Consider the following 24890-nt stretch of genomic DNA (forward strand, 5'->3'; position numbering starts at 1 on the left):
GGTCGGGTCGGGTCGGGTCGGTCAGGCGACGGGCCGGGCGTGTGCGGCGATCCAGGTGCCCTTGCCCGGCGCCCACTGGCGGATCCGGGTGCGGGCGACGATGCCGCCCCTGACGTAGGGCTCGGCGTCGAGGACCTCCTGCAACCGGGCGCGGTCCTCGGCCTCGTAGACCAGCAGCCCGCCGTTCAGGTCCTCCAGCGGACCGGCCAGCAGCAGGACACCGCGTTCGGTGAGGGTGCGCAGATAGTCGGTGTGGGCGGGGTGCAGGTCCTGCCGGCCCGCACGGTCGACGTTGTACTCGAACTCGACGACGAACTTCGCCATGGAAGCCTCCTTGGGCGTGCGGTCACGGTGAGTCGGGGAGGGGCGGGGCTCACATGTAGAGGCCGCCGTTGATGTCGATCACGGAGCCGGTCGAGTAACCGGCGCTCTCGGAGCAGAGGTGCAGCACGCTGCCGACCGCCTCGGTGACCGAGCCGTAGCGGCCCATCGGCAGCCTGGACAGGACGGCCTCCCGCTGTGCCGGGTCGCGCCGCTCGAACGCGCCGGCCACCCGCTCGGTGGCGATCGGGCCGTGCGCGACGACGTTGAGGACGACACCGGTCGGCGCCAGTTCGTACGCCATCTGCTTGGTCATGCCGATCACGGCGGCCTTGGCGGCGACGTACGCGGCGTTGTTGAAGTGGCTGTACGTACGGCCGCCCGCCGAGGCGAAGTTGACGATGCGGCCGTAGCCGTCGGCGGCCATGCGCGGGGCGCAGACCTTCACCGCGATCCAGCTGCTGACCACGTTCTCCAGGAACGACTGGTCGAAGTGATCGGTCGTCAGATCCGCGTAGCCGATCACCCGGGTGTCCCCGCCGACTCCGTTGACCAGGATGGAGGGGGCGAACTGCTCGACGATGTCGGTGAGTTGGCGCTCGGCGCTCGCGATGTCGGTGATGTCGCCGACGACGGTCTCGACCTTGGTGAGGGGCGCGAGCCGCTCGGCGAGCCGGTTCAGCGCGTCCGCGTCCCGGTCGAACAGGACGAGCGTGTGGCCCTCCTCGGCGAGTTTCAGGGCGACTTCGCGGAGGATGCCCCCGGCGGCGCCGACGAGGAGTGCGGTGCGGGGCGTGGGGACGGTCATTCGGGTCACCTTGTCTCTCGGGTGAGTGATTTCTCGGACGGGGTGGCGTCGCTGTCGGCGCCGGCCTGCCCGGCGCCGCTCTTCCCGGTACGGGCACCGGAGTCGGAGTGTCCGCGCTCGAACCCGGCGAGCCGCGGCAGCAGGCAGAAGCCGAGGGTGACGACGGCGCCGAGGACCAGGACGGACGTCCACAGGGCCTCGTAGCCATGGGAGTTGGCGACGGCGAGCCCCGCGGGACCGCCGACCACGAAGGCCGCGTTCCAGGCGAAGAAGTACGAGCCCTGGTAGCTCCCGCTGCGGCCCTCCGGTGCCCGGTTGGCGATGAAGGTCGCCGACATCGGGGCCCAGAAGACCTCGCCGAGCGTCCAGACGACGGTGGCGACGGTGTACGAAACGATGCTGCCCGCAAGGGAGTTGCCGCTGAAGCCGATCGCGATCAGACCGCTCGCGATGACCAGGGGCACCTGGTCGCGCATACCCCTGACGAACCGTGGTACCAGCGGCAGCAGAAGGACGGACAGTACGGCGTTGACGGCGAGGACGACGCCGATGTCCCCGGAGGTCAGCCCGCTCTCGCGCATGTCCAGCGGCAGCGCGGAGTTGACCTGGAGGTAGATGCACGCCAGCAGGAAGGTCAGGACGAGGAAGCCGACCAGGACGGGGGTGCGGAACGGTTCGGTGATGCCACGGGCCGCCGCCGCGAAGGCGGACGTACCACCGGGCCGGCGACTGCGCGGCGGCAACCGGTCGGCGGGCAGCGCGCACACCAGGGCCGCGTAGAGCAGACTGCCCGCCGCCCACACCACGAACAGGGCGCTCGGCCGGACCGCGAGCAGGAAGCCGGACAGGACGGGGCTCAGCGACATCCCGATGTTGAAGCCCACGAGGAAGAGGCTGTACGCCTTCGAGAACTGCTCCTGCGGAACGATCCCGGCGATCAGCCCGGCCACGGCAGGGCGGTCGACCGCCGACAGGAAGCCGGTGATCAGCGCGAGCACGCACAGCAGGACCACGTGGTGGGCGTGGGCGAACAGCAGGGCCATCACGGCGGTGACGGGCTGGGCGGCGATGATCGTGCGGCGCGGCCCGATCAGATCCGCCACGGCCCCGCCGACCAGCCCCGACAGAACGATGCCGGCGCCGAACAGCCCTACGACGAGCGGAGTCGTACCGGGGGAGACCAGGCCCTCCTGCTCCAGATAGAGCACGAGGAATGCGGGTGCGAGCGTCCCGAGCCGGCCGATGGTCTGCCCGCACCAGAACAGCCAGAACACTTTGGGCAGAGCCATCAGGAGCGTCCCGTCCGGGTGGGGGTGAGGGCATTCCGTACAGGCCGGGGCACAGGCCGGGGCACAGGTCGCGGCCCGGGGTGCGGTACGGGGCGCGCCCCGCGGAGAGGCGGCCTGGCCGCCTGACCCGGCGCCCGTGGCGCTCGTACCGCCCGTGACGCCCGCGCCGATCCGAACAACGCGGCGGGCCCCAGGGCGCCGTAGGCGAAGGCCGCCGAGACCAGGGTCATGTGGTGGTGCCAGCCGGGGTACGAGCGGCCCTCGAAGGCGCGCAGCCCGAGGTGGTCCTCCAGCAGCTTCAGGGTGTCGGCGGTGGTCGGGTGCAGACGGGCCAGCGCGAGCGCCTCGCGGGGCGGGCTGTCGACGAGATCGGTGAGCCAGATCCGCCCGCTGCCGGGTTCGGCCGACGGCCACTGGGCGAGCAGGCGGAAGGCGCCGGGGATGCCGGGGAGCCGGACGGTTCCGGTGATGACCGGCGTGTGGGGCTGCCGGGCGTGCCGACGGGCGATGAGGTGGCGGGCGCTGACCGCGATGGCGGTACGGGGGTGAGGGACGGACCCGACGGACACCGCCGGGTCGGGCAGCACCGGCAGGTCCCCGGGTACGGCCACCACGAACTGCCGCTGCCTGGCGGTGAGTCCGCCGATCAGCCGGGCGGGGTCGGCGATCCCGGTCAGGTCGGCGACGACCGGCGGTGCGTCCGGTCCGTGAGGTCCGTGAGGTCCGTCCGGGGAGTCGGTCAGGGCGCGGTCCAGAGCGTCCACCAGGCTCAGCGCCTGGTCGCAGGGCGAGTCCTGGGCGCCGGGCGTGGTGCCGGGGATGCGGGCCCTGCTGCGGACCCGCGGGTCCGCGGTCCACTCCCCCGGCAGCAGCAGCCGCCAGTCGACGGGGACGGTCGCCTCACTCGTGGCGAGGAACGCCCCTATGCCGATCTGGCAGTTGACGGTCCGTCCGGCCTGCGGATCGAACCGCCGGTGCACCCCGCAGGAGCGGTCGCCCCGCTTCGGCAGCACCGCCGAGGTGATGAGGAGGGCGTGCGGCCGGGAGCGGCGGGCGACCCAGCGGGCCAGCCCTGCGCGTACGGGCTCCCAGTCCCAGGGGCTGGCGTTGACGAACTGGTGCAGTGCCTGCGACGCCGTACTGGACTCCGACACGGCCGCCGCCAGCGCCCGTACGGTCTTGCGGCCAGGGGTGATCAGCAGCCCCTGGGTGTAGGCGCGGGCCCATTTGCGCTGGTCGGCGCGGGGCAGCGGCCCGAAGACCTCCGTGACGAAGGCGTCGAAGGCGCCGGCCGCCGCTTCGAAGGTGCCGGTCGCGGCGCCCGGCCGACCGTACTGCCGTGGGGCCCGATATGTGCTCATGGTCATGAGCGGTGCGTCAGGCGCTGCGGAAACCGCCGTGGCCATGCCGCGTTCCTTCCTCTGGACTGTCCTGCCCGGCGGGCCCCGCCGTCCGGGGCCCGCCCTCAAAAAAATAGAGAACGAACTCTTTGTTTTCAATGCGATCGCCTTCCCGTCTTCACGACTTCGGGGAGTCTGCCCGGCCGTACCGCTCCGACCTGCTGTTTCTTCACAGGCCCGGGGAAAGAATCATCGGCTCGCGGACAGCAGTACGGCCTCGCGCACCGCACGTTCCGCCGCGGCGGCCAGTCGCGCGGGGCCCTTGGAGCCGGTGGAGAGCGCCACGGTGAGTGCGCCCATGAACGACGACAGGTGCAGCGTGCCGCCCGGCGGGGCGTCGCCGCGGGCCGCGACCGTACGGAATTCCGTGAGCCGGGCGGTGTGCGAGCCGAGGGCCGCGTCCACCGAGCCGATGTCGGTGACCCGGATCTCCGGCGCCCCGCCGCCCGCGGCCTCGCGCTCGACGGACTGCCGGATCCGGGCGTGTGCGCGCCGCGCCGGACGCCAGGCGTGAGCGGCCGACCGGAGTGCCGCCGCGTTCTCGCGGGCCCGGTCCACCTGGTCGTCGCCGCCGGTCCCGGTCCGTGCCGGTGTCCGGACCAGGCCCAGTACGCAGCCCGGCTCGGTGATCAGTGAGCGCTCGGCGTAACGGCGGCGCAGGGACACCGCCGTGGACACCGTGACCTCCTCGCGGCCGGTCTCCCGGGCGAGCGAGTCGGCGAGCCCGGTCGCGAGCAGCCCGCCCACCGTCAACTCCCGTGCCCGGCACCAGTTCCGCAGCCGCCGGCTCTCGCGCGGTGTGAGGGTGAAGGTCACCGGGTTGCCGGCCGATGCCGTCAGACGTGCGCTGTACGAGCACGGGGACCGGCGGGCCTGCGGGGTGCGAGGGGGACGCATGTCCCCGCTCGCGTAGGTGAGTTCGTCGATGTCGGGCGGCAGGAGGTCCGCGCCCGGACGGAACCCGTCCCCGCCCGGGACACCGAACAGGCCGTCCAGGAAGGCCCGTACGAGATGACCGGTCGAGTAACCGTCGCAGATCGCGTGATGACAGGTGAAGGCGAAGCGTGTCGCCGCCGGACCGTGCCCGACCCGCAGGCGCCACAACCGGCCCTCGGGGGAGGGTGCTTCGGGGGTTTCGCGGCGGAACCAGAGGCTGCCGTCCAGGTCCGCGATGCGCAAGGACAGCAGCGGGAGGCGGCGCAGCCACAGCTCCACCGCCCGCTCCACCCGCTCCGGGGAGAACGCCGCGTTCACCGTGAACTCCGTGGTGAGCTGTGTGTTCCCACCCATGAGCGCGTGGGTGTAGGCGAAGGTCGCCTCGGTGTCGCTGAGCCTGCGCACACCCTCGTCGCCGTTCACGACCCCTCGCGGGCGGCGGGCTCGGGTGCCGTGAGTGAAGGACACCGTACGGTGTTCGCGAGGGTGACGCCGTGGCTGGTGAACTCCAGGGTGACGCGGTCCCCGTCCGCCATCTCGTGGCCGCCGTGGAAGCTGCTGCGGTCGGCGCCGATGTAGACGTAGTGCACGCGGCCAGGGGTGCGCAGGGTGTCGTAGGAGAAGAGCTCGGACATCATGCCGTCGAGGCCGTAGTGCAGGGCCTTGGTCCCGGTGGTGAACTCGCCCTTCCAGACCGCCCCTTCGTCTCCCTCCCGCTCGATCGTCACGCGTCCGGTGACATGCCGGGGCGGGGCGTCGAGAAACAGCCACGGCGCCACGGCCGCGTCGCAGAGCTTGGCGTACGAGAGGTGTCCCCGGTGCCGCCGGAAGCGCCCGATGTCGGTGAGATCGTTGCCGAAGGTGTAGCCGGCGTAGTGGAGTTCGCCGTCCCCGTCGGTGACGTGCACGAGGACGATCTCCGCTTCCTCGCACAGGGCGACGGAACCCGCCGGCGCGCGCAGGTCCTCCCCCGGGAGCTTCAGCGTGTCGCCAAGTCCCTTGACGAACCAGTTGGGTTGGGCCGGGGTGTCCGCCTCCACCTTGACGTTGTGGGTCTGCATGAAGCCGCTGACCATGGCGTCACCCGTGTGGTCGGGCAGCAGCGGGGGACGCATCCGTACGGCCGCGCGGTCCTCGGCCGGGACGGTCACCTCCCCGGGCAGGTCGGCGAGGGCCGCAGCGAGCGCGGCGGGGTCGCCGCCCGCCTCCACGACCAGCGTCCGAAGGTCCCGCCCGCCGAGCGGTCGCAGCCGCAACGGCGCGCCGTCGGCGGGGAGTTCGAGGCCGACGTGGCGACGGCCCTGGTAGGTGCACTCGAAGAGTACGGGCATGACGGTTCCCTTCCTGGACATGCGCAGGGGTGAGTGATCTGGAGACAGGGCAGGTCAGAGGTCCCGGACGGCCCAGCGCTCCGCCGCCGGGGTGAGGCTCAGGCCCCAGCCGGGGCCGCCTGCGGGGGCCAGCACGTTGGCGTCCCGGTCGACGGCCGGGCGCGGGGCGACGATCATCTGCGGGAAGAAGCGGTCGGACTGTCCCGCCTCGGTCGTCATGGCGTCCCGGTGGCGGAAGGCCAGCGCCCGGCCCGCGTTGATGAGCGGGCCCACCTCGGCGACCTGGACGCCGATCTGGAACCGGACGCCGTTCTGCCGCGCATAGGCGACGAGTTCGGCCGCCGGCAGCGGACCGCCGTTCTTCGACACCCGCACGTTGAACGCGTCGCACGCCCCGGACCTGACCGCCTTCCGCGCGTCCCGGCCCGTGCACACCGACTCGTCGAGCATGACCCGCAGACCGCCACGGCGGCGCAGCTCCCGCAGCACCTCCCAGGAGCCCTTGGCCAGCGGCTCCTCGACCCAGTCGGCGCCGGCCTCGCGCAGACAACGCGCCTGGGACAGCGCGGTGTCGGGCGCCCAGCTCATGTTGGCGTCGACCATGACGGGCACGTCGTCCCCGAGCCGCTCGCGGACCGTCCGTACCGTACGGGCGTCGTGTTCCGTGTCGTCCGACGCCTTGATCTTCACGAAGTGGAACGGGCCCCGGGTGGCCAGGAACTCCTCGGCGCCCAGGCTGAGATCGAGCACCTGGGAGACGGGCAGGGACCGTGGTCCGGGTCCGGTCTCCTCGCCGCCGGGCAGCAACTGCCGTGCGTCCAGGCCCAGTCGGTGCCCGATCCAGTCCAGGACCGCGGTCTCGAGCAGACAGCGCAGATTGTTGCCGCCGTCGATCCCGAAGACACGGGCGAAGCCGTCCCGGTGCAGAAGTGCGAGCAACTGCCGGGGCCGAACATCGGTCAGCCGCGCGAACAGGGCGTCGAGGTCGACCTTTTCGAGCTGCGCCCGTACGCCGTCACAGGTCTCGCCGGTGACGTAGGGACGCGGCGCGCACTCGCCGAGGCCGCGCACGCCGTCGTCCGTCGTCAGGCCGAGGACCAGACTGTCGGAGGTGCGGCGGCGGGCCGCGGGATGGTCGAACGGCGTCCGCATGGGCAGTTCGACGTGGTACAGGCGCGCCCGCGCGCCGCCGGCGAACAGGCCGTCAGAAGCCACGGTTCAGCCCCTGGAGCAGGGTGTACGTCGACGTCCAGTCGACGAGCGAGTCGCTGACGTCGGTGTAGAAGAGGTAGTGCCGGTCGGTGGGGAACTTGATGATCGCCCCGCGCTCGGACATCAGGTCCTGGAACACCCCGTGTGCCGCGTCCAGATCGACGATCGGGTCGGTCATGCCGGACACGAAGGTGGCCGTGACCGGCGCGAGGGCACGCCGGGGCGCCAGGTAGCGCCGCTCCAGTTCCAGCAGCACGGCCCGCGAGCGGCGCGTCAACCGCCGTACGGCCAGGTCGTCGTGGTCGATGAAGTGCCGGTACTTGGCCTCGTCGGTGAAGTCGGCGGACCGGAGCCCGGCGTCCCAGGGCGCGTCGCCGGTCTCCCCGGCGAGCGCCCGGAGTTCGTCGGCGCCGAGGGTCGCGTGCAGACGGCCCAGCCAGGACGAGCAGAACACGGCCGCGTCGTACCGGGTGGTGAACGACTCGTGGTGCATCAGGGCCGCCATGAAGGAGCCGCCCAGGCAGTGCCCGAACAGCGACAGCGGTACGGAGTCGCCGATCATCCCGCGGACGAAGGCTACGGCGTTCGCGTAGTCGTCGAGGATGGTGTCGGCGTCCGGTATCTCGTGCCGCGGGCCCGCGCTGATGCCGCTGCCGCGCCGGTCGAGCACGAAGAGCGCGATGTCGTTGTCGGCGAACCGGGGTCCCACTTCCCACAGCCACCCGGCGTGGCTCTGCAGTCCGTGGAAGTAGAAGACGGCTCCCTTGATCCGTTCCGGACGCCATACGTGCAGCGCCAACTCGGTGTCACCGGAAGCCAGTTGGACGATCTCCCGACGGGTGTTCTGCGGGGGCCTGAGGGTCTCGATCATGTCCCGTACTCCTTGTCGCTTCTCTTGGTCTTCTGGGGATGGTCTTCTGGGGAATTCCTGATTGCTCGTCACCTGCCGGACGGGCGGCGCGTGTTCAGCTGCCGGTGATCGCGGCGACGAAGTCGATGTCCTGCTGGAACGGCTTGTACTTGTACTGGGTGGCGTTGCCCTGCTGTCGCCGCGACTCGACATACGCGGCGATCGCGCCCTGCGGCACGGTCACCACCCGCATGCCGCCGAGCCGGCCGCTGTCCCGCTTCGAGGCGTACTCGATGTTGATCACGGACAGTTCGCGGTCCACCCCGGCGGACAGTTCCCGGTCCAACTCGGGCGAGGGTTCCGGGACTTCGGCGGCGACGACGTAGTACGGCAGCTCGGCCCAGCGCGGGCCGCACATGTAGAGGCCGGTGTCGTGACCGCTCGCCGCCAGGCCCTGCTGGATGGCCTGGGTGACCTGGCCCTCGGTGATCTTCTCGCCGGTGAAGGAGTGGAAGACGCCGTCGCGGTGGGTGAAGTGGATCCAGGGCGTGCCGTCCACGATCCGGTCGACGCGGTAGATGTCACCGGTCCACAGCCGGTAGAGCCCGTTCCCCTGCGACATGATCAGGTGGTAGTCACGGCCCGCCTCGACCTCGTCGAACAGCAGGGTGTCGATCCGCTCGCCGGCCTCCACCAGCGCGCCCAGCGGCACATCGGCGGGGACGAACTCGAAGTAGGCCTGGCTGACGGCGAGCGGCTGGCTGTCCAGCGAGTCGTCGACGGGGATCGTGGTGACGCCCTCCGTGCCGCAGCTCATGAACGGCAGCTTGTCGACGCCCGGCAGCACGGCGTCCAGACGCGGGCGGTACAACTCCGCGGAGGCCGACAGCCAGCAGCTGTACAGGGTCAGCGAAGGCCATACGTCGACCAGGCTGAACCCGTCCCGTGCCAGGGCCTGTTCGAGGTGCCGGGCGGCCTTCTCGTCGGGCTCGGTGCACGGCCGGCCCTGGAGCGTGCCGTCGCGCAGATCACGTACCAACTCCTCCCCGTGGTCGGCGATCAGATCGCGCAGCGAGACCAGGGTGCTCGGGTTGATGGCCGAGATGTAGTGCAGATCGCGGCCGACGAGGTGCCGGATGCGGTGGTACATCCGCCCGGCGTGCGAGGCGGGTGCGTCCGGGCCGAACCACGGGGACCGGTACCACGGCGGGCTCCAGTCCCGGCTGTTGATCTGCGGGTGCCGGTTGCTGATCGCCTGGTGCTCCACACCGTGCACGAAGTCGTACACGTCCTCCCGGACCGTCTGGGTGTCGAGGGTGGCGAAGGGGTGCGCGAGGATCTCCGGGTGGTGCTCCAGATACGTGCCCCACATCGCCTTCATGGCCGGAATCCGGTAGGTCAACAGCCAGTGCAGCGTGTACGGGACGCGCTTGGGTGTGCCCGTCGTCCCGCTGGTCTTGAGCCAGCGCAGCACCGGGCTGCACGACAGGACACCGCCCTTGGTGCGGGTCTCCCGGTCGATCTCGTCGACGAAGTCGCCGTACCGCATGACCGGCAGGACCGAGCGGAAGCTGTCCGGGTCGGCGGCGACCCGGGTGTACCCCCGCTCCTTCCAGTGCAGCGAGCCGGCGCCGATGTGGATGAGGTCGTCGAGCACCCGGGCCTGGGCGGTGTGCGGGTCCTTCAGATCGGCGAGCAGGGTCTCGCGAGCCTGACGGCACTCCTCGATGAAGGGGGCGCGCCGGCTGTCCCAGTACTGCTGCCACTGCGGGGCCTCGGCGGCTGTGTCCGTTGATTCCAGGGCGCTTGCCACGGTTCGTCTCCTCAAGTGGATTGCTCAAGTGGGTTGCCGACGGGCCGTTTTCGGGCATGCGTCGGCACCGCGCGGCGGGTGCCGGACGGTGGGGTGGTCGAGAGATACGGGTGACGGGGAGGGAGAGCGGGGCGGGCTCAGGTGCGGGGCGTGCCGGTCTCCCCGGCCGCCAGTGCGGCGAGCTCGGAAAGGTCGTACAGCGCCTGCCTCCTGGTGCCGTAGCGGGTCACTTTGCCGCGCCTGGCCCACTGGCGGATGGTGCCCTCCTGCACACCGAGGGCCAGTGCGGCCAACGAGGTCGGGACGCGCCTGCTGCGGCCGTTGGTGGTCATGCCCTCTCCTTCGTCGTGGTCGTACGCTCCTTCAGCACCAGCCACTGACGGGGCGTCAGAATGTGTCCCGCCTCGCACATCGGGCCGCGCAGGACCAGGTCGTCGCCGCCCCGGCCCGGCAGCGACACCTCGGCGTCGCAGCCCGGCTCGACGCAGCGGCCCAGCGGCACGAGGTCGGCCTTCGGCTCCGCGGCGAGGGCCCGCAGGGCCGCCGCCGCGCCCGCGATCTCGTCGGCGGCGGCGCCTGCGGCGGGGTGGGCGGCCAGCAGGCCGACATGCCGGCCGAGGAAGGCGGCCAGCTCGGCGACGGTCCGGCGGGGCGGGGCCGGGGCCCGCACGCCGTCGGCCTCGTCGAGCACCAGCCGGGCCCAGGAGGCCAGTCGTACGACGACGTCGTGCCGCACCTCAAGTGCCTTGTCGCTGACGGGCGGTGGGCACGACCGGCTGCCGGTGACGCGTGGCACGAGCCCGCCGCCCGAGACCGGCGCCAGGTCCTGCTCGCTCTCGCGGTGCAGGCCGGGCAGCGCGGCCAGGTCGGCCTCCAGGGCCCGCTTGCAGGCCGTGCAGAGCCGGGCGTCGGGAGAGGCGGGCCGGCGGGCCAGCCGGCCGGTGCGGGCCGCCCGACGGCAGCGGGTCGACGCGCAGAGCGTGGGAGTCGGGGGGGCGGAGGTGCGGGGCGAGGGTGTTCGGTCGGCCATGGTCGGCTCACCTTCGGGAAAACGGGTTCGGGGCAAGGGTGCCTGCGGGGAACGCCGGTTCTTGGGCAACAAAAAAGCGCCGCACGACGGCGACGCGGTGGCAGTTCGAAGGCTCCTCGAAGAGGGCAGACTGCCTCGCGAAGAAGCGTGACACAGGCTGACGGTCGAGCGCAAGAGGCTCCGGGAAAAACTCCAACTGCCTTGCAATACAGGGGAGTTGGTCGGAGACAGCAGATGCCGCCCATCCCGGCGGCTGGCCGGGCGGACGGCATCTGTGGACATGACCGGCTGCCCGGTTACCGGGGAAGCGGCAGACCGAGGACACGGTCACGCAGTACGGGGAACTCGGCGCGCGTCTTCGCCACGAGCGCGGGATCGAGGTCGGCGACGAGCGTCTCCTCACCCTCCCCCGCCTCGGCCACGACCTCGCCCCAGGGATCGACCACGACACTGTGCCCCGCCTGCTCGACGCCCGCGTGGGTGCCCGCGGTGCAGCAGGAAAGGACGTACGCCTGCGACTCGACGGCCCGTGCGCGGGTCAGCAGCGACCAGTGCGCACGGCGTGCCGCGGGCCAGCCGGCGGTGACGAGCAGGAGTTCGGCACCGGCATCGGTCAACTGCCGGAACTGCTCGGGGAATCGGAGGTCGTAGCAGGTGGCAAGACCCGCCGAGGCCATGGGGAGCCCGGCGGTGACGATCTCGTCGCCCGGCGCCATCAGCGCCGCCTCGCCGCTGTCGAAGCCGAAGCGGTGGATCTTCCGGTACGTGCGGTGGAGCCGGCCGTCGGGCGCGAACAGCAGGGAGGTGTTGAACAGGACGTCCCTGGGCCCGAGTTCGACGATAGACCCCGCGTGCAGCCACACCTGCGCGGCGGCGGCGGCCTCGCCCATCGCCCGGGCCGTCGGCCCGGCCTGCGGCTCGGCGTGCGCACGGAACGCGTCGAAGGCGAACGCGCCGCACGTCCAGAGTTCCGGCAGCAGCACCAGATCGGCGCCGCGCTGTTCCCGTACGAGCGCGGCCACGCGGGCGCGCCGCTCACCGGCCGGCTCGTCCGGTCGTACGGCGATCTGGAGGAGGGCCGCGCGCATGGTGAATCCCTTCTGGCAGGCGGGAGTTGGGGTGGGGTCAGCGCAGGTGGGAGGCGCCGTTGACGTCGAGGACGGCGCCGCTGCACCACTCGGCCCCGGCGGAGCCGAGCCAGGCCACGGCGGCGGCGACGTCGGAGGGCACGGCGATCCGGCGCAGCGGACTCTGCCGCCGTACCCCCTCACCGGCCTCCCCGACGAGCATGGGCTCGGTCAGGTCGGTCCGTACGAATCCGGGCGCCACGGCACTCACGGCGATACCGTCGGGCCCCAGCGACTGGGCGAGCGACTGCGTCAGCGCGTGCAGGGCGGCCTTGCTCGCGCCGTAGGCGGGGGCGTTCGGCTCGCCCCGGTACGCGCCGCGCGAGCCGACGTTGATGATGCGGGCGCCCTGCGGCCCCTGGAGCCGGTGCCTGAGATGGTCGACCAGACACCAGATCAGGTCGGCGGGCCCGAACAGGTTCACCTCGACGAGCCGCCGCCAGTCCCGCTGCCAGTCCTCGTACGAGGTGGTGGCGACGGGCTGTTCGGTGTACACACCGGCGTTGTTGACGAGCACGTCCACCGTGCCGAGCCGCTCGACCGCGGAGTCGATGATCTCCTGGGCCGCGCCCGGGCTCCCCAGGTCCCCGGTGACCAGGACATGGCCGGTGCCGGGCAGGTCGTCCAGTACGGCCTTGGCTGCGGTGGTGTCCGTACGGCAGTGCACGGCCACGCGGTGCCCGGCGACGGCGAGTTCGCTCGCGATCGCGGCGCCGATTCCCCGGGAACCGCCGGTGACGAGCGCGCAGCGTCGAGTCATGGATCGAGCCCATTCGTGAGAGGGAGTGAACCCGGGCGGCGCTCCGGGAGGAGCGGACGAAAGTCCGGGGCGGGGCAGGGACCGGGGTTCGACGCCGACTTGGGTGCGGCGTCGAGGACGAGCCCCCACAGACGTTCCAGCTGGGCCCGTACCTCACCGCCGGGCTGTCCCGCGCGCAGGGCCGCCTCGGCGCCGGCGGTCAAGTAGACGGCCATCAGCTCCAGTTCGCCGGGCTGCGGCCGTGCGCCCGGGGTCGCCGCCCGCTGGAGCAGCGGCACGAGATCCCGCAGGGCGGCCCGCCACACGCCGTGCCACTGGGCGGACGGCATCCGCTCCTGGCTGAGCCGGGCCGCCGCACGGACGGTGACCTCGCACTCCAGCAGGTCGGCGACCACGAGGGTCAGCTCCGCCACCGACCGGACGGTGGGCGCCGGTTCAGGGCCGGGCAGCGCCGCGCGAGTGACCGCCTCGGCCTCCCGGCAGACGGCGGACGCGAGGTCGGCCTTGGCGGGGAAGTGGAAGGTGAGCGCGCCCATCGTCACACCACAGGCACCGTGGACGGCGGACAGGGAGGTTCCGGAGTACCCGTGCCGGTCGAACTCGATGGCAGCCGCCGCGATCAGAGCCTGGCGGGTGCGTTGTGCCCGCGTCTGCTTCACCATGGACTTGACCTCGTTATCGACGAACCGGTGCCGCGAACCTACTGCCGCGGACGGCCGCCGATAACTTGCAGGAGCAACTCCAGGACAACTTGGGCAAGTCGAGGGGCGGGGGGGGTGCCCTCCGGCGGAGGGCGACCGCACCCACCCGGAGGGGACTCAGGAGGTGATGTCCTCCGCCTGCTCACTTCTGGTGAAGTGCAGCGTCGCGATCACCTCGGCCGGCGCGAGGGCCGGCAACAGACATCGCAGCATCATCTCTATGCGCTCGGGCAGATCGGCCCGTCCGCTGGAGAGCCGCGCCATGATCTGCGTACCCGTGTACGCGGCCACGATCACCTGTGCGAACGCCGCCAAGTCCACGTGCGGATGCAGCTGACCGAGTTCCCGCGCCTCAGTGAGGTGTTCGCGGAACCGCTCGGACCACCAGTCGTAGATCGAGTAGTCGAGCAGCCCGACCTCGTTCTGCTCGACCGCGAGCCGGACTCCCGCCCGGAACAGGACGTTGCGCCGCATCTCCACGGCCAGGTAGCCGCACATGTCCAGCAGTTGCTGCAGACCGCGCTCGCCCTCGGGCCACTGGAGCTCGGCGGCCTGTTCCACGATGACCGCTCTGGCCAGTTCCTCCTTCGACTTGAAGTGGAAGTACATGGCTCCGGTAGTGATTCCGGCCCGTTGCAGAATCGCGTTGAGGCCTGCTCCGTGGTATCCGGCCTGGTCGAACACCTCCGCCGCCGAGCGGATGAGCGCGGCTCGTGTCTTGTTCGCGCGCTCCTGCCGTTGTCGTGCCATCGGCGGGACTCTCCTTGCATCTAGACAAACAAAAAGAACGACCTCTATTTTATTCACGTCGACGTCCCCCTGTCACTGGGGGCGCCTTCGATCGGTCTGCGCGTGCCCGTAAATCAGCGCCTCATCAGGGGGAACCACCATGTCGTACAGCCTTGCCCAAAACCGTGTCGAAGCCGGTTTCGAGCTGGTCGAGCCCACCTTCACGCACAAGACGAACCAGGACGAAGTGCTCCTGCGCAGCTGGCGGCGGTCCGCGCCCGATGCCTTCGCCGTCACCGCCGAGTGGCCTGCGACGCATCCGTTCTACCGCACCCACCTCGGCCTGCACGACCCGCTCCTTCTCAGCGAGACCGTCCGGCAGGCCCTGCCGCTGCTGTCCCACCGCGCCTACCGGGTGCCGCTCGGCCACCAACTGCTGTGGAAGGACTTCAGCTGGGTCGTCGACCCCGAGGCCATGCACGCCGACGGCAGTCCGGTCGAGCTCGACCTGCGCATCAGCTGCCACGACGTGAAGTACCGCCGCGACCGCGCCGCCGCGATATCCATGACGGTCGACGTCGAACGCGCGGGCCGCCCCATGGCCACCGCCCGTTCGAGCTTCTCCATACAGGACCGTGCGATATACGAGCGGCTGCGTGGCGGCTACGCCGACGCTGCCGCCGCCACCGCCCGTGCCGTACCCCTGCCGCCCCCGGCCGGGGTGGAGGCCTTCGGCCGCGACCGCTTCGAGGACGTGGTGCTGGCCGCCACCGACCGGCCCGGCCGCTGGCAGCTGCGGGTGGACACGACGCATCCCGTCCTCTTCGATCACGTCGTCGACCACGCCCCGGGCATGCTGCTCCTGGAGGCCGCCCGCCAGGCGTCCCTGGCCGCGGCCCATCCCCGGCGGACGGCCGTGACCGGCATGGACTCCGTCTTCGTCAAGTACGCCGAACTGGACGCGCCCTGCTGGCTGGAGACCGAGCGCAGCGTGGACGGCGACCAGGTCAGGGTCGTCGCGCGGCAGCACGACAGGGAGATCTTCTCCAGCACCGTCACCCTGTCCGCCACCCCCGGCACGTCCGCCACCCCGGCCACCGCCTCCGCCACCTCCGCGCCCGTGGCCGTCTGACATGCGCCGCCACCGCCGACCCGCCGCCCGCCGCCCCTGCTCATCGCGACCGGGACACATCGGCCGGACCGGCGGTGGCAGGCTCGCGCCGCACCTCGGACCGCCCGCCCGCGCCGGCCGTACCGACTGTGCCGGTTGCGTCGGCTGCGTCGGCTGCGTCGGCTGCGTCGATCGTGCCGGCTGCGGCACCTGTGCCGACCGCGCCGGCCGCCTCCCGCAGTGCGTCCACCAGGCCGCGCAGCGCGGGCTGCTCCGGTGCGGTGCGGCGGGCCGCGGCGGAGATGACGCGCACCGGCTCGGGATTGCGGACCTCGCGCACGACCACGCCCGGGTGCGGGGTACGCAGCCCCAGCCGAGGCATCAGACCGATGCCGAGGCCGGCCGCCACGAAGCCCTGCGCGGTCGCGTAGTCCTCGGTCTGGATGACGAAGTCGGGGCTGAAGCCCGCCGCCGCACAGGAGTCGAGCACCGGTTCGAGACAGGGTCCTGGCGGCTCGCTGCCCACCCACTGTTCGCCGGCGAGCTCGTTCAGGTTGAGCACCTGCCGCCCGGCGAGCGGGTGGTCGGCGGGCAGTACGGCGGCGTACGGGTCGTCCAGGAGATGGACGAGACGGATGGAGCCGTCGCCGGTCCTGTCCCGGGCCTGTACGACCACGGCCAGGTCGGCCCGCCCCTTGACCACCTCGTGGAACGGGTCCTCGGGGTCGGCGAGTTCGAGGTCGATCCGTACGCCGGGGTGTTCGAGCCGGAGCCGGGCCAGCGCGGGCGCGACCAGCGTGGAGCCCGCCGTGGCGAAGTAGCGGACCGAGAGGCGGCCGGTCCGCCCGGCCCGCAGATCGGCCAGGGCCGTCTCCGCCTGGGAGACCGCCGCGCTGATCAGACCCGCGTGCTCGGTGAGCAGCAGACCCGCGGCGGTGGGCCTGACCCCCCGGCCGACCCGCTCCAGGAGTGCCGTACCCGCCTGTTTCTCCAGAGCCGCCACCTGCTGGCTGACGGCGGAAGGGGTGTAACCGAGATGGGCCGCGGCAGCCGTCACCGTGCCGCTGGTGACCACCGCGCGCAGGACCTGGAGGCGCCTCACATCAAGCATGCAGTACAGCTTAACAAAAGGTGTAGAACCATTTGCTTGTCCTCAAAGCTTGGCTGGGGCACCTTCATAACAGGGATGCCGGACCAAGCCAGCCACGGACCAGACACAGATCCGGACACAGATCCAGACACAGATATGGAGGCACCATCGTGAACAGTGGCAGCGCGCAGAGTCTGAGGGGTGCGGCACGAGTGGCCGTGCTCGCCCTGCTGTGGGGATCGACCTTCCTGTGGATCGAACTGGCGCTACGGGGGCTGTCCCCGCTCCAGGTCACGCTCGCCCGCTGTGTGCTGGGTGCAGTCGTGCTCACCGGCGCGCTGTACGCCAGCGGGCGGCGCCTGCCGACCGGCCGCACGGTCTGGCGGCACATCGTCATCGCCGCCTTCTTCTGCAACGCCCTACCGTTCGCCCTGTTCAGCATCGGCCAGCAGACCGTCGACTCGGGCCTGGCCGGCGTACTGAACGCGACGACCCCGTTCTTCTCCCTCGCCCTCGGGCTCGCCCTGGGCACCGAGCGCGGTCTGCGCCCGGTCCGGCTGGCCGGGCTGCTGCTCGGCTTCGGCGGGGTCGTGGTCATCTTCGCGCCCTGGGAGCGGTCGGGCTCGCTCGGCTGGGGCGCCCTCGCGATCCTCGGCGCCGCGGCCAGCTACGCCGTCGCCTTCGTCTACATGGGCCGCAACCTGGTCGGCCGGGGCATCCCGACCCTCTCCCTCTCCGCCGCCCAGCTGATCGCGGCGAGCGGACTGAGCGCCATGGCCGTGCCGGTCGGCGGCCTGGACGCGATCCACCTCAGCGCGACGGCCCTGGTCGCGGTCCTGGTCCTCGGGGTCTGCAGCACCGGCGTCACCTTCCACCTCACCTACCGGATCATCGCGTCCGAGGGCGCCACCCAGGCCGCCGTCGTCGGCTACCTGCTGCCCGTGGTCTCCGTGGCGCTCGGCGCGGTCTTCCTGGGTGAGAGCGTCGGCCTCCGGGTCGCGGCCGGCATGGTCGTCGTCCTCGTCGGCGTCGGCCTGACCCGCCGCAAGGGCGCCCCGAAGCCGGCGCCGGCCGTTGAGTCGCCCGGATCCGCACCCGCCGTGATGGCACCCGCACGATGACTCCTTCCGCTCGCGACCCACAACCCGGGCTCCCTGAGCCCGGGTTGTGGGCTGCGTACCGCGAACCGGCAGCCAAGACCGTCCGTACGGACCTCACACACGCCTTCCACCCCGGCCGGCCGCGCTTCGCGGGCTTCCCCGACAAAGGCCGCGAGAGCCTCTTCGACTCCGAACGCGGCGACGGATTCACCGTGCACCGCCACACGTTGGTGGGCCAGTGGGCCACCCATGCCGACCCACCCGCGCACTTCGTGGCCGGCGGGCGCACCCTGGACCTGGGAGCTGGGAGCGCCGCAACGGCCGTGTACCGGCAGGGTCGTTCGTCGCGCTGCGCACCGGTTGGAGCCGGCGCCGGCCGGACCCGGTGGCGACGGCCAACCGCGACGAGGCGGGCATCAGCCGTACGCCGGGCTGGTCGCCGGACGTCCTGCGGCAACGGTGTTCGCCCTGCACCCGGTGCCCTGAAACGGCCATGTGCGCCTGAATCGGTCTCGTATGTACGGCAGTTGAGCCAGCCGCGAACGGGCATGCCAAGCTTGTCGTGCCCGCCGGACGGGAGCCTCCTGCCCTCGGGAGTGCGGTAGCCCCGATGCCTCCGGCCGGTCGAACGACGGCCCGTGAAGGGGCAGTTGGGCAGAGGGCAGCCGAACCACCGCGTCGAGCCCACCCGTCGCCGCCCAGGTGCCGTCCTTCGAGCGCGGCAGCCGGATGTGCTCGTCGGCCAGCGCGGGCAGACCACATCGCTGCCGCGGCGGCATGGGAGGAACGTGACCGCAGCCCCCGCTTCCCTGGACGCGGACGTGATGACGGTGGCGTCGATGTCGATCCAGCCGGTCAGTCTCTTCCCGTCAGCCACCACCGACAACCGACGGTCCCACCCTGTACTCTTGCTCACCGGATCGGTGCCCTGATTCTTGCGGCGGATACGACGTAGACACTCGCGTCCTCGCAGGTCAGCGGCACTATTCTGCTATCGGGGCGTCAGGTCACCCCAATCCACTGGACTATCCAGGGCCAAAGAGGTGCCGGGCGATGACGCGGAGGGCGCCGCTCCATGAAACCCATGCGGGTGCTGCTGACCGGTTCGACCGGATTCGTCGGCCGGGCGGTGCTCCGTCTGCTGCTGCGCGAACGGGCGGACGGCCGTGCCGTCGAGGTGCGCGCCGTCGCCCGCTCCGTCCCGGCCGACCGGCGGGAGTCGGCGGGTGTGGAGTGGATGCACGCGGACCTGTCGGACCCCGCGTCGCTCGACGGAGCGGCGAGCGGTGCAGACGTCCTCGTCCACCTCGCCTGCCGCGTCGACGGCGGAGTGCCGGAGTGTGAGCGGACGAACATCGGTGGCACCCGGGCGGTCGTCGAGGAGGCCCGGCGTGCCGGGGTGAGGCACATCGTCCACCTGTCGACGGCGGCGGTGTACGGGCCCGGACCGCACCGCGGCATCCCCGTCGACGGGGTCCCGCCCGTGCCCGTGTCGGCGGCCAGCCGTTCCCGGCTGGCCGCCGAGCAGATCGCGCTCGACGCGGGCGCGGTCGTACTGCGGCCCGGTCTCGTCCTCGGTACCGGAGACCGCTGGGTCGTGCCCGCGCTCGGCGAACTGCTCCGGCGGGTGCCGTTCCGCTGGGACGGCGGTCGCGGGCGGGTCTCCGCAGTGGCCGTCGAGGACCTGGCCCGGCTCGTCACGGCCCTGGCCACGGCACCGGACACCGTGCCCTCTGGGGTCTTCCACGCCAGCCATCCGACGCCGGTGCGCAACCGCGACCTCATGACGAGGCTCGCGGAGCTGGACGTGCTGTCACCGGTCACCGGTGACTTGACCTGGGAACAGTGTCTGGCGCGGCTTCGGGAGGTGCCCGGCCGCGTCAGCGAGAGGCAGTTCGCCCTGCTGGCGCGCGACCACTGGTACGAGAGCGAGGAGATCTGGCGGCTCGCGGGATGCGCTCCAGGTCCCGGTCCACTGGACCGATTGACCGAGGCGGCCCCCTGGTACCGGGCGCACCTCGTGGCCGGATGAGCGTGGCGCTCGGGCCTCGTCCGACGAAGCCAAGTGCTCCATGGCGGCCGGATGTCCGGCCTGGGCGGCTCGGGTGATGAGCTGCGGTGACTCGCGCATCCTTTGCCGCATGCCGAGATTCAGCCAGGGCTCCCCAACGACAACTCTTACGTGAAAGCACTCTTCGGAATGGGCTGACACTTCGGGCAGAAGTAGGAAGAGCGGTTCATGAACGGGGCTCTTCTGATCCTCGTTCCACACCGGTTACATGCCTGGTCAGAGCGCCCATATACGTCCAATTCCCTACTGAAGTAGCCCGACTCCCCGTTCACGTTGACGTACAGGCTGTCGAAGCTGGTGCCGCCCACGGAGAGGGCCGCGTTCATCACGTCCCGTGCGTGGCCCAGGAGTTCGGCGGTGCGCGGGCGGGTGAAGGTCGCGGTCGGTCGGTCGTAGTGGACGCGGGAGCGCCAAAGGGTCTCGTCCGCATAGATGTTGCCGACTCCGCTGATCAACGACTGGTCGAGCAGGGCCCGTTTGATGGTCGTGCGCTTGCGGCGCAGGGCCTGGTGGAACAACTCGTCGTCGAACAACGGATCCAGGGGGTCACGCGCGATGTGCGCGATGACGTCCGGCAGTCCGTCGGGGGTGTTGTCGTGCAACGACAGCCCGCCGAAGGTGCGTTGGTCGACGAAGCGGAGTTCGGTGCCGAGGGCGTCGGCGAAGCGGACCCGGATGCGCAGGTGCTTCTCGTCGGGGAACTCGTGCTGCTGGACCAGGAGTTGACCGCTCATCCCGAGATGCGCGAGCACCGACTGGTGGGTGTCCTCCAGCGGCAGCCACAGGTACTTGCCGCGCCGGCTGGGCGTGCCGATCCGATGCCCCTTGAGCCGGTGGGCGAAGTCGTCGGCGCCGGCGACATGGCGTCGTACCGCACGCGGATGCAGTACCTCGGCGTCGGCGACGGTGCGCTGGGCGACCCACCGCTCCAGACCGCGTCGGACGACCTCGACCTCGGGCAACTCGGGCATGGCATCCCCTGTGGACACGGGTGAACGATCCGAGCGCCCGCCCCGCGAAGGGACGGGCGCTCGGTCGAGTTGTTCGGTCAGGCGGACGCCGACGACGTGTCGGCGCTCTCCTCGGCAGGCTGCTCGGCGGCCTCGGCGACGACCTCGGCGGGCTGCTCGGCCGCCTCCTTCGCCTTCTCGGCACGCTCGTCCGCGTCGGCCCGGATGGACCGCCAGGCGGACTCGGCGGCCTGCTGCTCCGCCTCCTTCTTGCTGCGGCCGGTGCCGGTGCCGTACGAGACGCCTCCGACGCGGGCGGCAGCAGTGAAGGTCTTCTCGTGATCGGGGCCGGTCTCCGTGACCAGGTACTCGGGGACACCGAGCCCCTCGGTCGCGGTGAGCTCCTGGAGACTGGTCTTCCAGTCCAGGCCGGCACCGAGGTTCGAGGACTTCTCGATCAGCGGGTCGAACAGGCGGTGCACCAGTTCGGAGGCCGCGTCGAGGCCCTGGTCGAGATAGACCGCGCCGATCACCGCTTCAAGGGTGTCGGCGAGGATGGACGCCTTGTCCCGGCCCCCCGTGCCCTCTTCACCGCGGCCGAGCCGGATGAAGGAGCCGAGTTCCAGACCGCGACCGACCTCCGCCAGCGCACGAGAATTGACCACCGCGGCCCGCAGCTTGGCCAGTTGGCCTTCGGGCAGGTCGGGGTGGGTCGTGTACAGCGTGTCCGTGACGACGAGGCCGAGCACGGAGTCCCCGAGGAACTCCAGCCGCTCGTTCGTCGGCAGACCGCCGTTCTCGTACGCGTACGAACGGTGGGTCAGCGCACGCACCAGAAGGGCGGACTCGAGGTGATACCCGAGCCGCCCTTCCAACAGCGTGTGGGACGAGGCCGTGTCCGCCTGTTTCTTGGCGGCTGATTCCGCCTTGACGTCAGACATGGAGCCTCTCACCAGCCGCTCAGACCTCGAGGACCTGGCGCTTGTTGTACGTGCCGCAAGACGGGCACGCGATGTGCTGCTGCTTGGGCTCGTGGCAGCGCTCGCACGCAACCAGAGGGGTGACCGCAGCCTTCCACTGCGACCGGCGGTGGCGCGTGTTGCTGCGCGACATCTTCCGCTTCGGAACAGCCACGGCTACTTCTCCTGCTTCTCGTTGGCGCGCGCCGGTCGGGGCGCCTCGCCACTGATCTCGTCCTTCTCGCCGTCTTCGAGTGAACCGGCGAGTCCCTGCAGTGCCGCCCAACGGATGTCGACGGCTTCATGGTGGTGGTCCGGGTCGTCCGTGAGCCGTACTCCGCACTCGGAGCACAGGCCCAGACAGTCGTCCTGGCACACCGGCTGCATCGGTAGTGCGAGCACCACCGCATCGCGCAGCACGGGTTCGAGGTCGAACAGGCCGTCCTCGATGAAGAGCCTGTCCTCGTCTTCCTCGGCGTCGTCGACCGGTTCCGCCTTTACACGGCCACGGTCGTCGGCGTCAGGGTACGAGAACATCTCCTGGAAGTCCGCTGCGAGCGACAGCTCGAGCGGCTCCAGACACCTTACGCACTCCCCCTTGGCCTGTGCACGGGCGGTGCCTGTGACAAGCACCCCTTCCATGACCGACTCAAGGCGGAGGTCGAGCTCCACCGGGGCGCCTTCCGGCACTCCGATGACTCCCTGGATACCGAGATCCTTGGGAGCGTCGATCGAACGGTTCAGGCGCTGCAGCGCACCAGGACGCCGACCCAGCTCGTGAGTGTCGAACACGAGTGGGTTGCGGTGGTCGAGGCGGGCGTTCAGAGCCATCCCTGTCTTTCGGTCTGCTAGCTCAAGAGGACGCCGCCCTTCGGTGCTTCCGGGCAGCGTTGATCGCGGACGTACACGCGACCGAAGAGCCAGGATACTGGACCTTTCGCTCACGGCCCAATCCGGTGGCCCCTTACAGGCCTCGGCCCTGCTCGTACGCCCGCAGCTGCTCCGCGCTGATCATGCCGGTGTCGAAGAGGCTGGTCTCGTCGAGCGCGTACCCCTGCTGCTGGGCCTGCTGGTCGAGCTGGGCCTGTTGCATCTGGTTCGGGTCGTACACGGGCTGCTGGCCGGTGTCGTAGCCCTGGTAGGCATAGGGGTCGGCCTGCTGGTACCCGTAGGGGTCCTGCTGCTGGGGCTGGGCGTACTGCTGCTGGTACCCGTACGGGTCCTGCTGCTGGGCGGTCTGCTGGTAGTCGTAGGCCGCCTGCGGGGCGTAGTCCTGCTGCTCGGGCTGGAGCGGGGTGGCCGAGACCGGGGTGTCCGTGACGGTCGCGAGGTCGGCGAGGTAGTCGGCGTCGCTGGTGTGCTGGACCTGGTTGCCGTCGTCGTCGAGGGCGAGGTCGCCGAGGTCGTCGCTGGCGAGCCGGCCGTGCAGCTTCTGCCGGCCCTTGCCCACGGCCTCCAGGGTCTTGGCGAGGACCGCCTCGAAGGCGCCGAGCTTGACGTCCACGTACGCGTCGGCGTCGCGGCGCAGGGTCTCCGGGTCGTGGCTGCGCTCGGGGGCGTCGTCGTCTTCGGGGTTCTCGTATCCCAGCTCGTCGATGCCGGGGCCCGTGCCGAGCAGCTTCTCGCGGCCACGGCCGACCGAGCCGAGGGTCTTGGTGAGGACGACCTCGAAGTTGGCGAGCTTGGAGTCGACGTAGTCGTCGGCCTCCGCGCGGACCTCCTCGGCCTCCTGGCGGGCCTCGGCGAGGATGCGGTCGGCCTCGTTCTGCGAGCGGCGGGCGACCTCGGTGTCGGAGATCAGCGAGCCGCGCTCGGCGTGCGCGGTCTGGATGATCCGCTCGGCCTCCTGGCGGGCCTGCTCGACCATCTCGTGCCGGCCGCCGATCAGCTCCTGCGCCTCGGCCAGCGAGTCGGGCAGGGCCGCGCGCACCTCTTCGAGCAGCGTGAGCAGCTCGGCGCGGTTGACCACGCAGGAGGCCGACATGGGCATGGACCGGGCGCTGGAGACCGAGGCGACGATCTCGTCGAGCTTCTTCTGCACGTCCACCGTGTGCTCGCCACTCTCTACCGACGTGTTGGAGACGGACGGGTCGACTGTACGACCACTCCCGCCCCGCCCGACACCGGGTGACGCACTGTCAGTCCCTCAGGCCTTGCCGAGCCGCTCCTGGAGCGCTTCCAGGACGACCGCCGGCACCAGGTGGGAGATGTCACCGCCCCACTGCGCGACCTCCTTGACCAGCGAGGACGACAGGAAGCTGTAGGTGGGGCTGGTCGGGATGAACAGGGTTTCGACGCCCGACAGTCCGTTGTTCATCTGGGCCATCTGGAGTTCGTAGTCGAAGTCACTCACCGCGCGCAGGCCCTTGACGATGGCGGGGATGTCGCGCTGCTTGCAGAAGTCGACGAGCAGGCCGTGGTAGGCCTCGACCTGGATGTTGCCGAACTCCGCGGTGGCCTCGCGGATCAGCTCGATCCGCTCGTCGACGGTGAACATGCCCTTCTTCGACTGGTTGATCATCACGACGACGTGCACCACGTCGTACAGCCTGGAGGCACGGGCGATGATGTCGAGGTGTCCATTGGTGATGGGGTCGAACGACCCCGGACAAACGGCGCGGCGCAACTGGGTTCCCTCGCTCTCCGGTCCGGTCATCGTGCGTCTTCGCACGTAGAGGCGGCGCGACCGTACCAAAAGGTCCCCTCGCCGTAACGACGGGCCCGGATCCCCTCGAAACCGTCCGGCCACCCGAATTCGCCGCCCCTGGTGCTGCGCTCCACGGTGACGAGAGCGTCCGGCGCGAGCCAGCCCCCGGACCGGAGTGTGAGGAGAATCTCCCGAAGATCGTGATCTGGGACAACGTACGGCGGGTCCAGGAAGACGATGTCGTACGGGTCTGTCGGCGCCGGCGTCTGGACGATCTGTTCGGCTTTGCCCGCCCTGACCTCGGCACCGGGGAGGCCGACGGCTTTGACGTTCTCCCGGATGACACGGGCGGCCTTCGCGTCGGCCTCGACGAGGAGGGTGTGGCTCGCGCCGCGGGAGAGGGCCTCCAGGCCTACGGCTCCGGAACCGGCGTACAGGTCCAGGACTCTTTCGCCGCTCAGGGGGGCGCCCAGGAGGGACTGCCAGGTGGAGAAGAGGCCCTCGCGTGCGCGGTCGGAGGTGGGGCGGGTTCCGGTGCCGGGCGGGACGGCGAGTCGACGTCCGCCGGCTGCGCCGGCGATCACGCGGGTCATGTGGGGTCCTTGCTTGTGGGCGTGTTCAGGTATCAGTGTGGCTGGTCGCGCTCACGCGGCGG

Annotated in this window: 27 protein-coding genes and 1 pseudogene; 5 read left to right on the top strand and 23 right to left on the bottom strand. The window is 71.0% G+C overall.

Annotated elements, in window-relative coordinates:
- Window positions 1-21: 21 nt before the first annotated feature.
- From ACIQBL_RS34830 to ACIQBL_RS34900, 15 genes are all read right to left on the bottom strand, one after another.
- Window positions 22-324: a YciI family protein gene (locus ACIQBL_RS34830; RefSeq protein ID WP_401949126.1), complete on the bottom strand. Its 303-nt coding sequence runs from the start codon at window positions 322-324 to the stop codon at window positions 22-24.
- A 49-nt stretch (window positions 325-373) separates the two neighbouring features.
- Window positions 374-1129, bottom strand: coding sequence for an SDR family NAD(P)-dependent oxidoreductase (locus ACIQBL_RS34835; RefSeq protein WP_401949128.1), 756 nt, complete (start codon window positions 1127-1129; stop codon window positions 374-376).
- Window positions 1130-1134: 5 nt separating this feature from the next.
- Window positions 1135-2418 carry an MFS transporter gene (locus ACIQBL_RS34840; RefSeq protein ID WP_401949131.1) on the bottom strand — a complete coding sequence of 428 codons (1284 nt, stop codon included), beginning with the start codon at window positions 2416-2418 and terminating at the stop codon, window positions 1135-1137.
- Window positions 2418-3785 carry an IS701 family transposase gene (locus ACIQBL_RS34845; protein ID WP_401949134.1) on the bottom strand — a complete coding sequence of 456 codons (1368 nt, stop codon included), beginning with the start codon at window positions 3783-3785 and terminating at the stop codon, window positions 2418-2420. The genes ACIQBL_RS34840 and ACIQBL_RS34845 overlap by 1 nt, the downstream gene beginning before the upstream one ends.
- Window positions 3786-4007: 222 nt before the next feature.
- Entirely contained in the window at window positions 4008-5177 is a 1170-nt protein-coding gene (locus ACIQBL_RS34850) for a hypothetical protein (RefSeq protein ID WP_401949137.1), read from the bottom strand.
- On the bottom strand, window positions 5174-6085 hold the full coding sequence (locus tag ACIQBL_RS34855) for an FAH family protein (RefSeq protein WP_401949140.1): 912 nt from the start codon (window positions 6083-6085) through the stop codon (window positions 5174-5176). Before ACIQBL_RS34855 ends, ACIQBL_RS34850 begins: the two co-directional genes overlap by 4 nt.
- 54 nt (window positions 6086-6139) lie before the next feature.
- Window positions 6140-7300 carry an enolase C-terminal domain-like protein gene (locus ACIQBL_RS34860; RefSeq protein WP_401949143.1) on the bottom strand — a complete coding sequence of 387 codons (1161 nt, stop codon included), beginning with the start codon at window positions 7298-7300 and terminating at the stop codon, window positions 6140-6142.
- Window positions 7290-8168 (bottom strand): alpha/beta hydrolase, encoded by an 879-nt coding sequence (locus tag ACIQBL_RS34865; RefSeq protein WP_401949146.1) that lies wholly within the window; start codon window positions 8166-8168, stop codon window positions 7290-7292. The genes ACIQBL_RS34860 and ACIQBL_RS34865 overlap by 11 nt, the downstream gene beginning before the upstream one ends.
- Before the next feature lie 94 nt (window positions 8169-8262).
- Complete coding sequence (locus ACIQBL_RS34870) at window positions 8263-9960, bottom strand: GH3 auxin-responsive promoter family protein (RefSeq protein ID WP_401949148.1); 1698 nt, start codon at window positions 9958-9960, stop codon at window positions 8263-8265.
- Between the two features lie 137 nt (window positions 9961-10097).
- Window positions 10098-10292, bottom strand: a complete 195-nt coding sequence (locus ACIQBL_RS34875; RefSeq protein ID WP_401949151.1) for a hypothetical protein — start codon at window positions 10290-10292, stop codon at window positions 10098-10100.
- Window positions 10289-10990, bottom strand: a complete 702-nt coding sequence (locus ACIQBL_RS34880; protein ID WP_401949154.1) for a hypothetical protein — start codon at window positions 10988-10990, stop codon at window positions 10289-10291. Before ACIQBL_RS34880 ends, ACIQBL_RS34875 begins: the two co-directional genes overlap by 4 nt.
- Window positions 10991-11286: 296 nt before the next feature.
- Window positions 11287-12078 (bottom strand): carbon-nitrogen family hydrolase, encoded by a 792-nt coding sequence (locus ACIQBL_RS34885; protein ID WP_401949156.1) that lies wholly within the window; start codon window positions 12076-12078, stop codon window positions 11287-11289.
- Window positions 12079-12115: 37 nt separating this feature from the next.
- Complete coding sequence (locus ACIQBL_RS34890; RefSeq protein WP_401949159.1) at window positions 12116-12877, bottom strand: SDR family NAD(P)-dependent oxidoreductase; 762 nt, start codon at window positions 12875-12877, stop codon at window positions 12116-12118.
- Window positions 12874-13539 (bottom strand): TetR family transcriptional regulator, encoded by a 666-nt coding sequence (locus ACIQBL_RS34895; protein ID WP_401949162.1) that lies wholly within the window; start codon window positions 13537-13539, stop codon window positions 12874-12876. Before ACIQBL_RS34895 ends, ACIQBL_RS34890 begins: the two co-directional genes overlap by 4 nt.
- Window positions 13540-13695: 156 nt before the next feature.
- Window positions 13696-14328: a ScbR family autoregulator-binding transcription factor gene (locus ACIQBL_RS34900; protein ID WP_401949164.1), complete on the bottom strand. Its 633-nt coding sequence runs from the start codon at window positions 14326-14328 to the stop codon at window positions 13696-13698.
- A 139-nt stretch (window positions 14329-14467) separates the two neighbouring features.
- Here ACIQBL_RS34900 and ACIQBL_RS34905 point away from each other — a divergent pair, with 139 nt between their 5' ends.
- Window positions 14468-15439 carry a ScbA/BarX family gamma-butyrolactone biosynthesis protein gene (locus ACIQBL_RS34905; protein WP_401949167.1) on the top strand — a complete coding sequence of 324 codons (972 nt, stop codon included), beginning with the start codon at window positions 14468-14470 and terminating at the stop codon, window positions 15437-15439.
- Window positions 15440-15479: 40 nt separating this feature from the next.
- Here ACIQBL_RS34905 and ACIQBL_RS34910 read toward each other — a convergent pair whose 3' ends face one another.
- Window positions 15480-16529 (bottom strand): LysR family transcriptional regulator, encoded by a 1050-nt coding sequence (locus ACIQBL_RS34910; RefSeq protein ID WP_401949170.1) that lies wholly within the window; start codon window positions 16527-16529, stop codon window positions 15480-15482.
- Window positions 16530-16678: 149 nt separating this feature from the next.
- Between ACIQBL_RS34910 and ACIQBL_RS34915 the strand changes: the two genes are divergently transcribed.
- The 4 genes and pseudogenes from ACIQBL_RS34915 to ACIQBL_RS34930 all read left to right on the top strand — a co-directional run bounded on the left by ACIQBL_RS34915 (window position 16679) and on the right by ACIQBL_RS34930 (window position 19640).
- Window positions 16679-17629 carry a DMT family transporter gene (locus tag ACIQBL_RS34915; protein ID WP_401949173.1) on the top strand — a complete coding sequence of 317 codons (951 nt, stop codon included), beginning with the start codon at window positions 16679-16681 and terminating at the stop codon, window positions 17627-17629.
- Window positions 17626-17844: pseudogene (locus tag ACIQBL_RS34920) on the top strand (cyclase family protein); the annotation flags it as partial. The gene ACIQBL_RS34915 and the pseudogene ACIQBL_RS34920, both read left to right, overlap by 4 nt.
- A gap of 2 nt (window positions 17845-17846) precedes the next feature.
- Window positions 17847-18113, top strand: coding sequence for a cyclase family protein (locus tag ACIQBL_RS34925; protein WP_401949175.1), 267 nt, complete (start codon window positions 17847-17849; stop codon window positions 18111-18113).
- Window positions 18114-18683: 570 nt separating this feature from the next.
- On the top strand, window positions 18684-19640 hold the full coding sequence (locus tag ACIQBL_RS34930; protein WP_401949178.1) for an NAD-dependent epimerase/dehydratase family protein: 957 nt from the start codon (window positions 18684-18686) through the stop codon (window positions 19638-19640).
- Window positions 19641-19786: 146 nt separating this feature from the next.
- On the opposite strand, the gene mutM is transcribed toward ACIQBL_RS34930, so the two are convergent.
- From mutM to rsmD, 7 genes are all read right to left on the bottom strand, one after another.
- A complete protein-coding gene (gene mutM / locus ACIQBL_RS34935; RefSeq protein ID WP_401949619.1) occupies window positions 19787-20650 on the bottom strand; it encodes a bifunctional DNA-formamidopyrimidine glycosylase/DNA-(apurinic or apyrimidinic site) lyase in 864 nt (287 codons plus the stop codon).
- A gap of 77 nt (window positions 20651-20727) precedes the next feature.
- Window positions 20728-21570 carry a ribonuclease III gene (gene rnc / locus ACIQBL_RS34940; protein ID WP_401949181.1) on the bottom strand — a complete coding sequence of 281 codons (843 nt, stop codon included), beginning with the start codon at window positions 21568-21570 and terminating at the stop codon, window positions 20728-20730.
- A gap of 19 nt (window positions 21571-21589) precedes the next feature.
- The gene (rpmF, locus tag ACIQBL_RS34945) at window positions 21590-21763 is read right to left on the bottom strand and encodes a 50S ribosomal protein L32 (protein ID WP_015657589.1); all 174 of its coding nucleotides are present in this window, start codon (window positions 21761-21763) and stop codon (window positions 21590-21592) included.
- A 2-nt stretch (window positions 21764-21765) separates the two neighbouring features.
- Window positions 21766-22419 carry a YceD family protein gene (locus tag ACIQBL_RS34950; RefSeq protein WP_401949184.1) on the bottom strand — a complete coding sequence of 218 codons (654 nt, stop codon included), beginning with the start codon at window positions 22417-22419 and terminating at the stop codon, window positions 21766-21768.
- 133 nt (window positions 22420-22552) lie between these two features.
- Window positions 22553-23635, bottom strand: coding sequence for an ATP synthase F0 subunit B (locus tag ACIQBL_RS34955; protein ID WP_401949186.1), 1083 nt, complete (start codon window positions 23633-23635; stop codon window positions 22553-22555).
- A 99-nt stretch (window positions 23636-23734) separates the two neighbouring features.
- Window positions 23735-24244: a pantetheine-phosphate adenylyltransferase gene (coaD, locus tag ACIQBL_RS34960; protein ID WP_401949189.1), complete on the bottom strand. Its 510-nt coding sequence runs from the start codon at window positions 24242-24244 to the stop codon at window positions 23735-23737.
- Window positions 24241-24828 carry a 16S rRNA (guanine(966)-N(2))-methyltransferase RsmD gene (gene rsmD / locus ACIQBL_RS34965; RefSeq protein ID WP_401949192.1) on the bottom strand — a complete coding sequence of 196 codons (588 nt, stop codon included), beginning with the start codon at window positions 24826-24828 and terminating at the stop codon, window positions 24241-24243. Before rsmD ends, coaD begins: the two co-directional genes overlap by 4 nt.
- Between the last annotated feature and the right edge of the window lie 62 nt (window positions 24829-24890).

The organism is Streptomyces sp. NPDC088350, assembly GCF_044753545.1.
GTDB lineage: Bacteria > Actinomycetota > Actinomycetes > Streptomycetales > Streptomycetaceae > Streptomyces.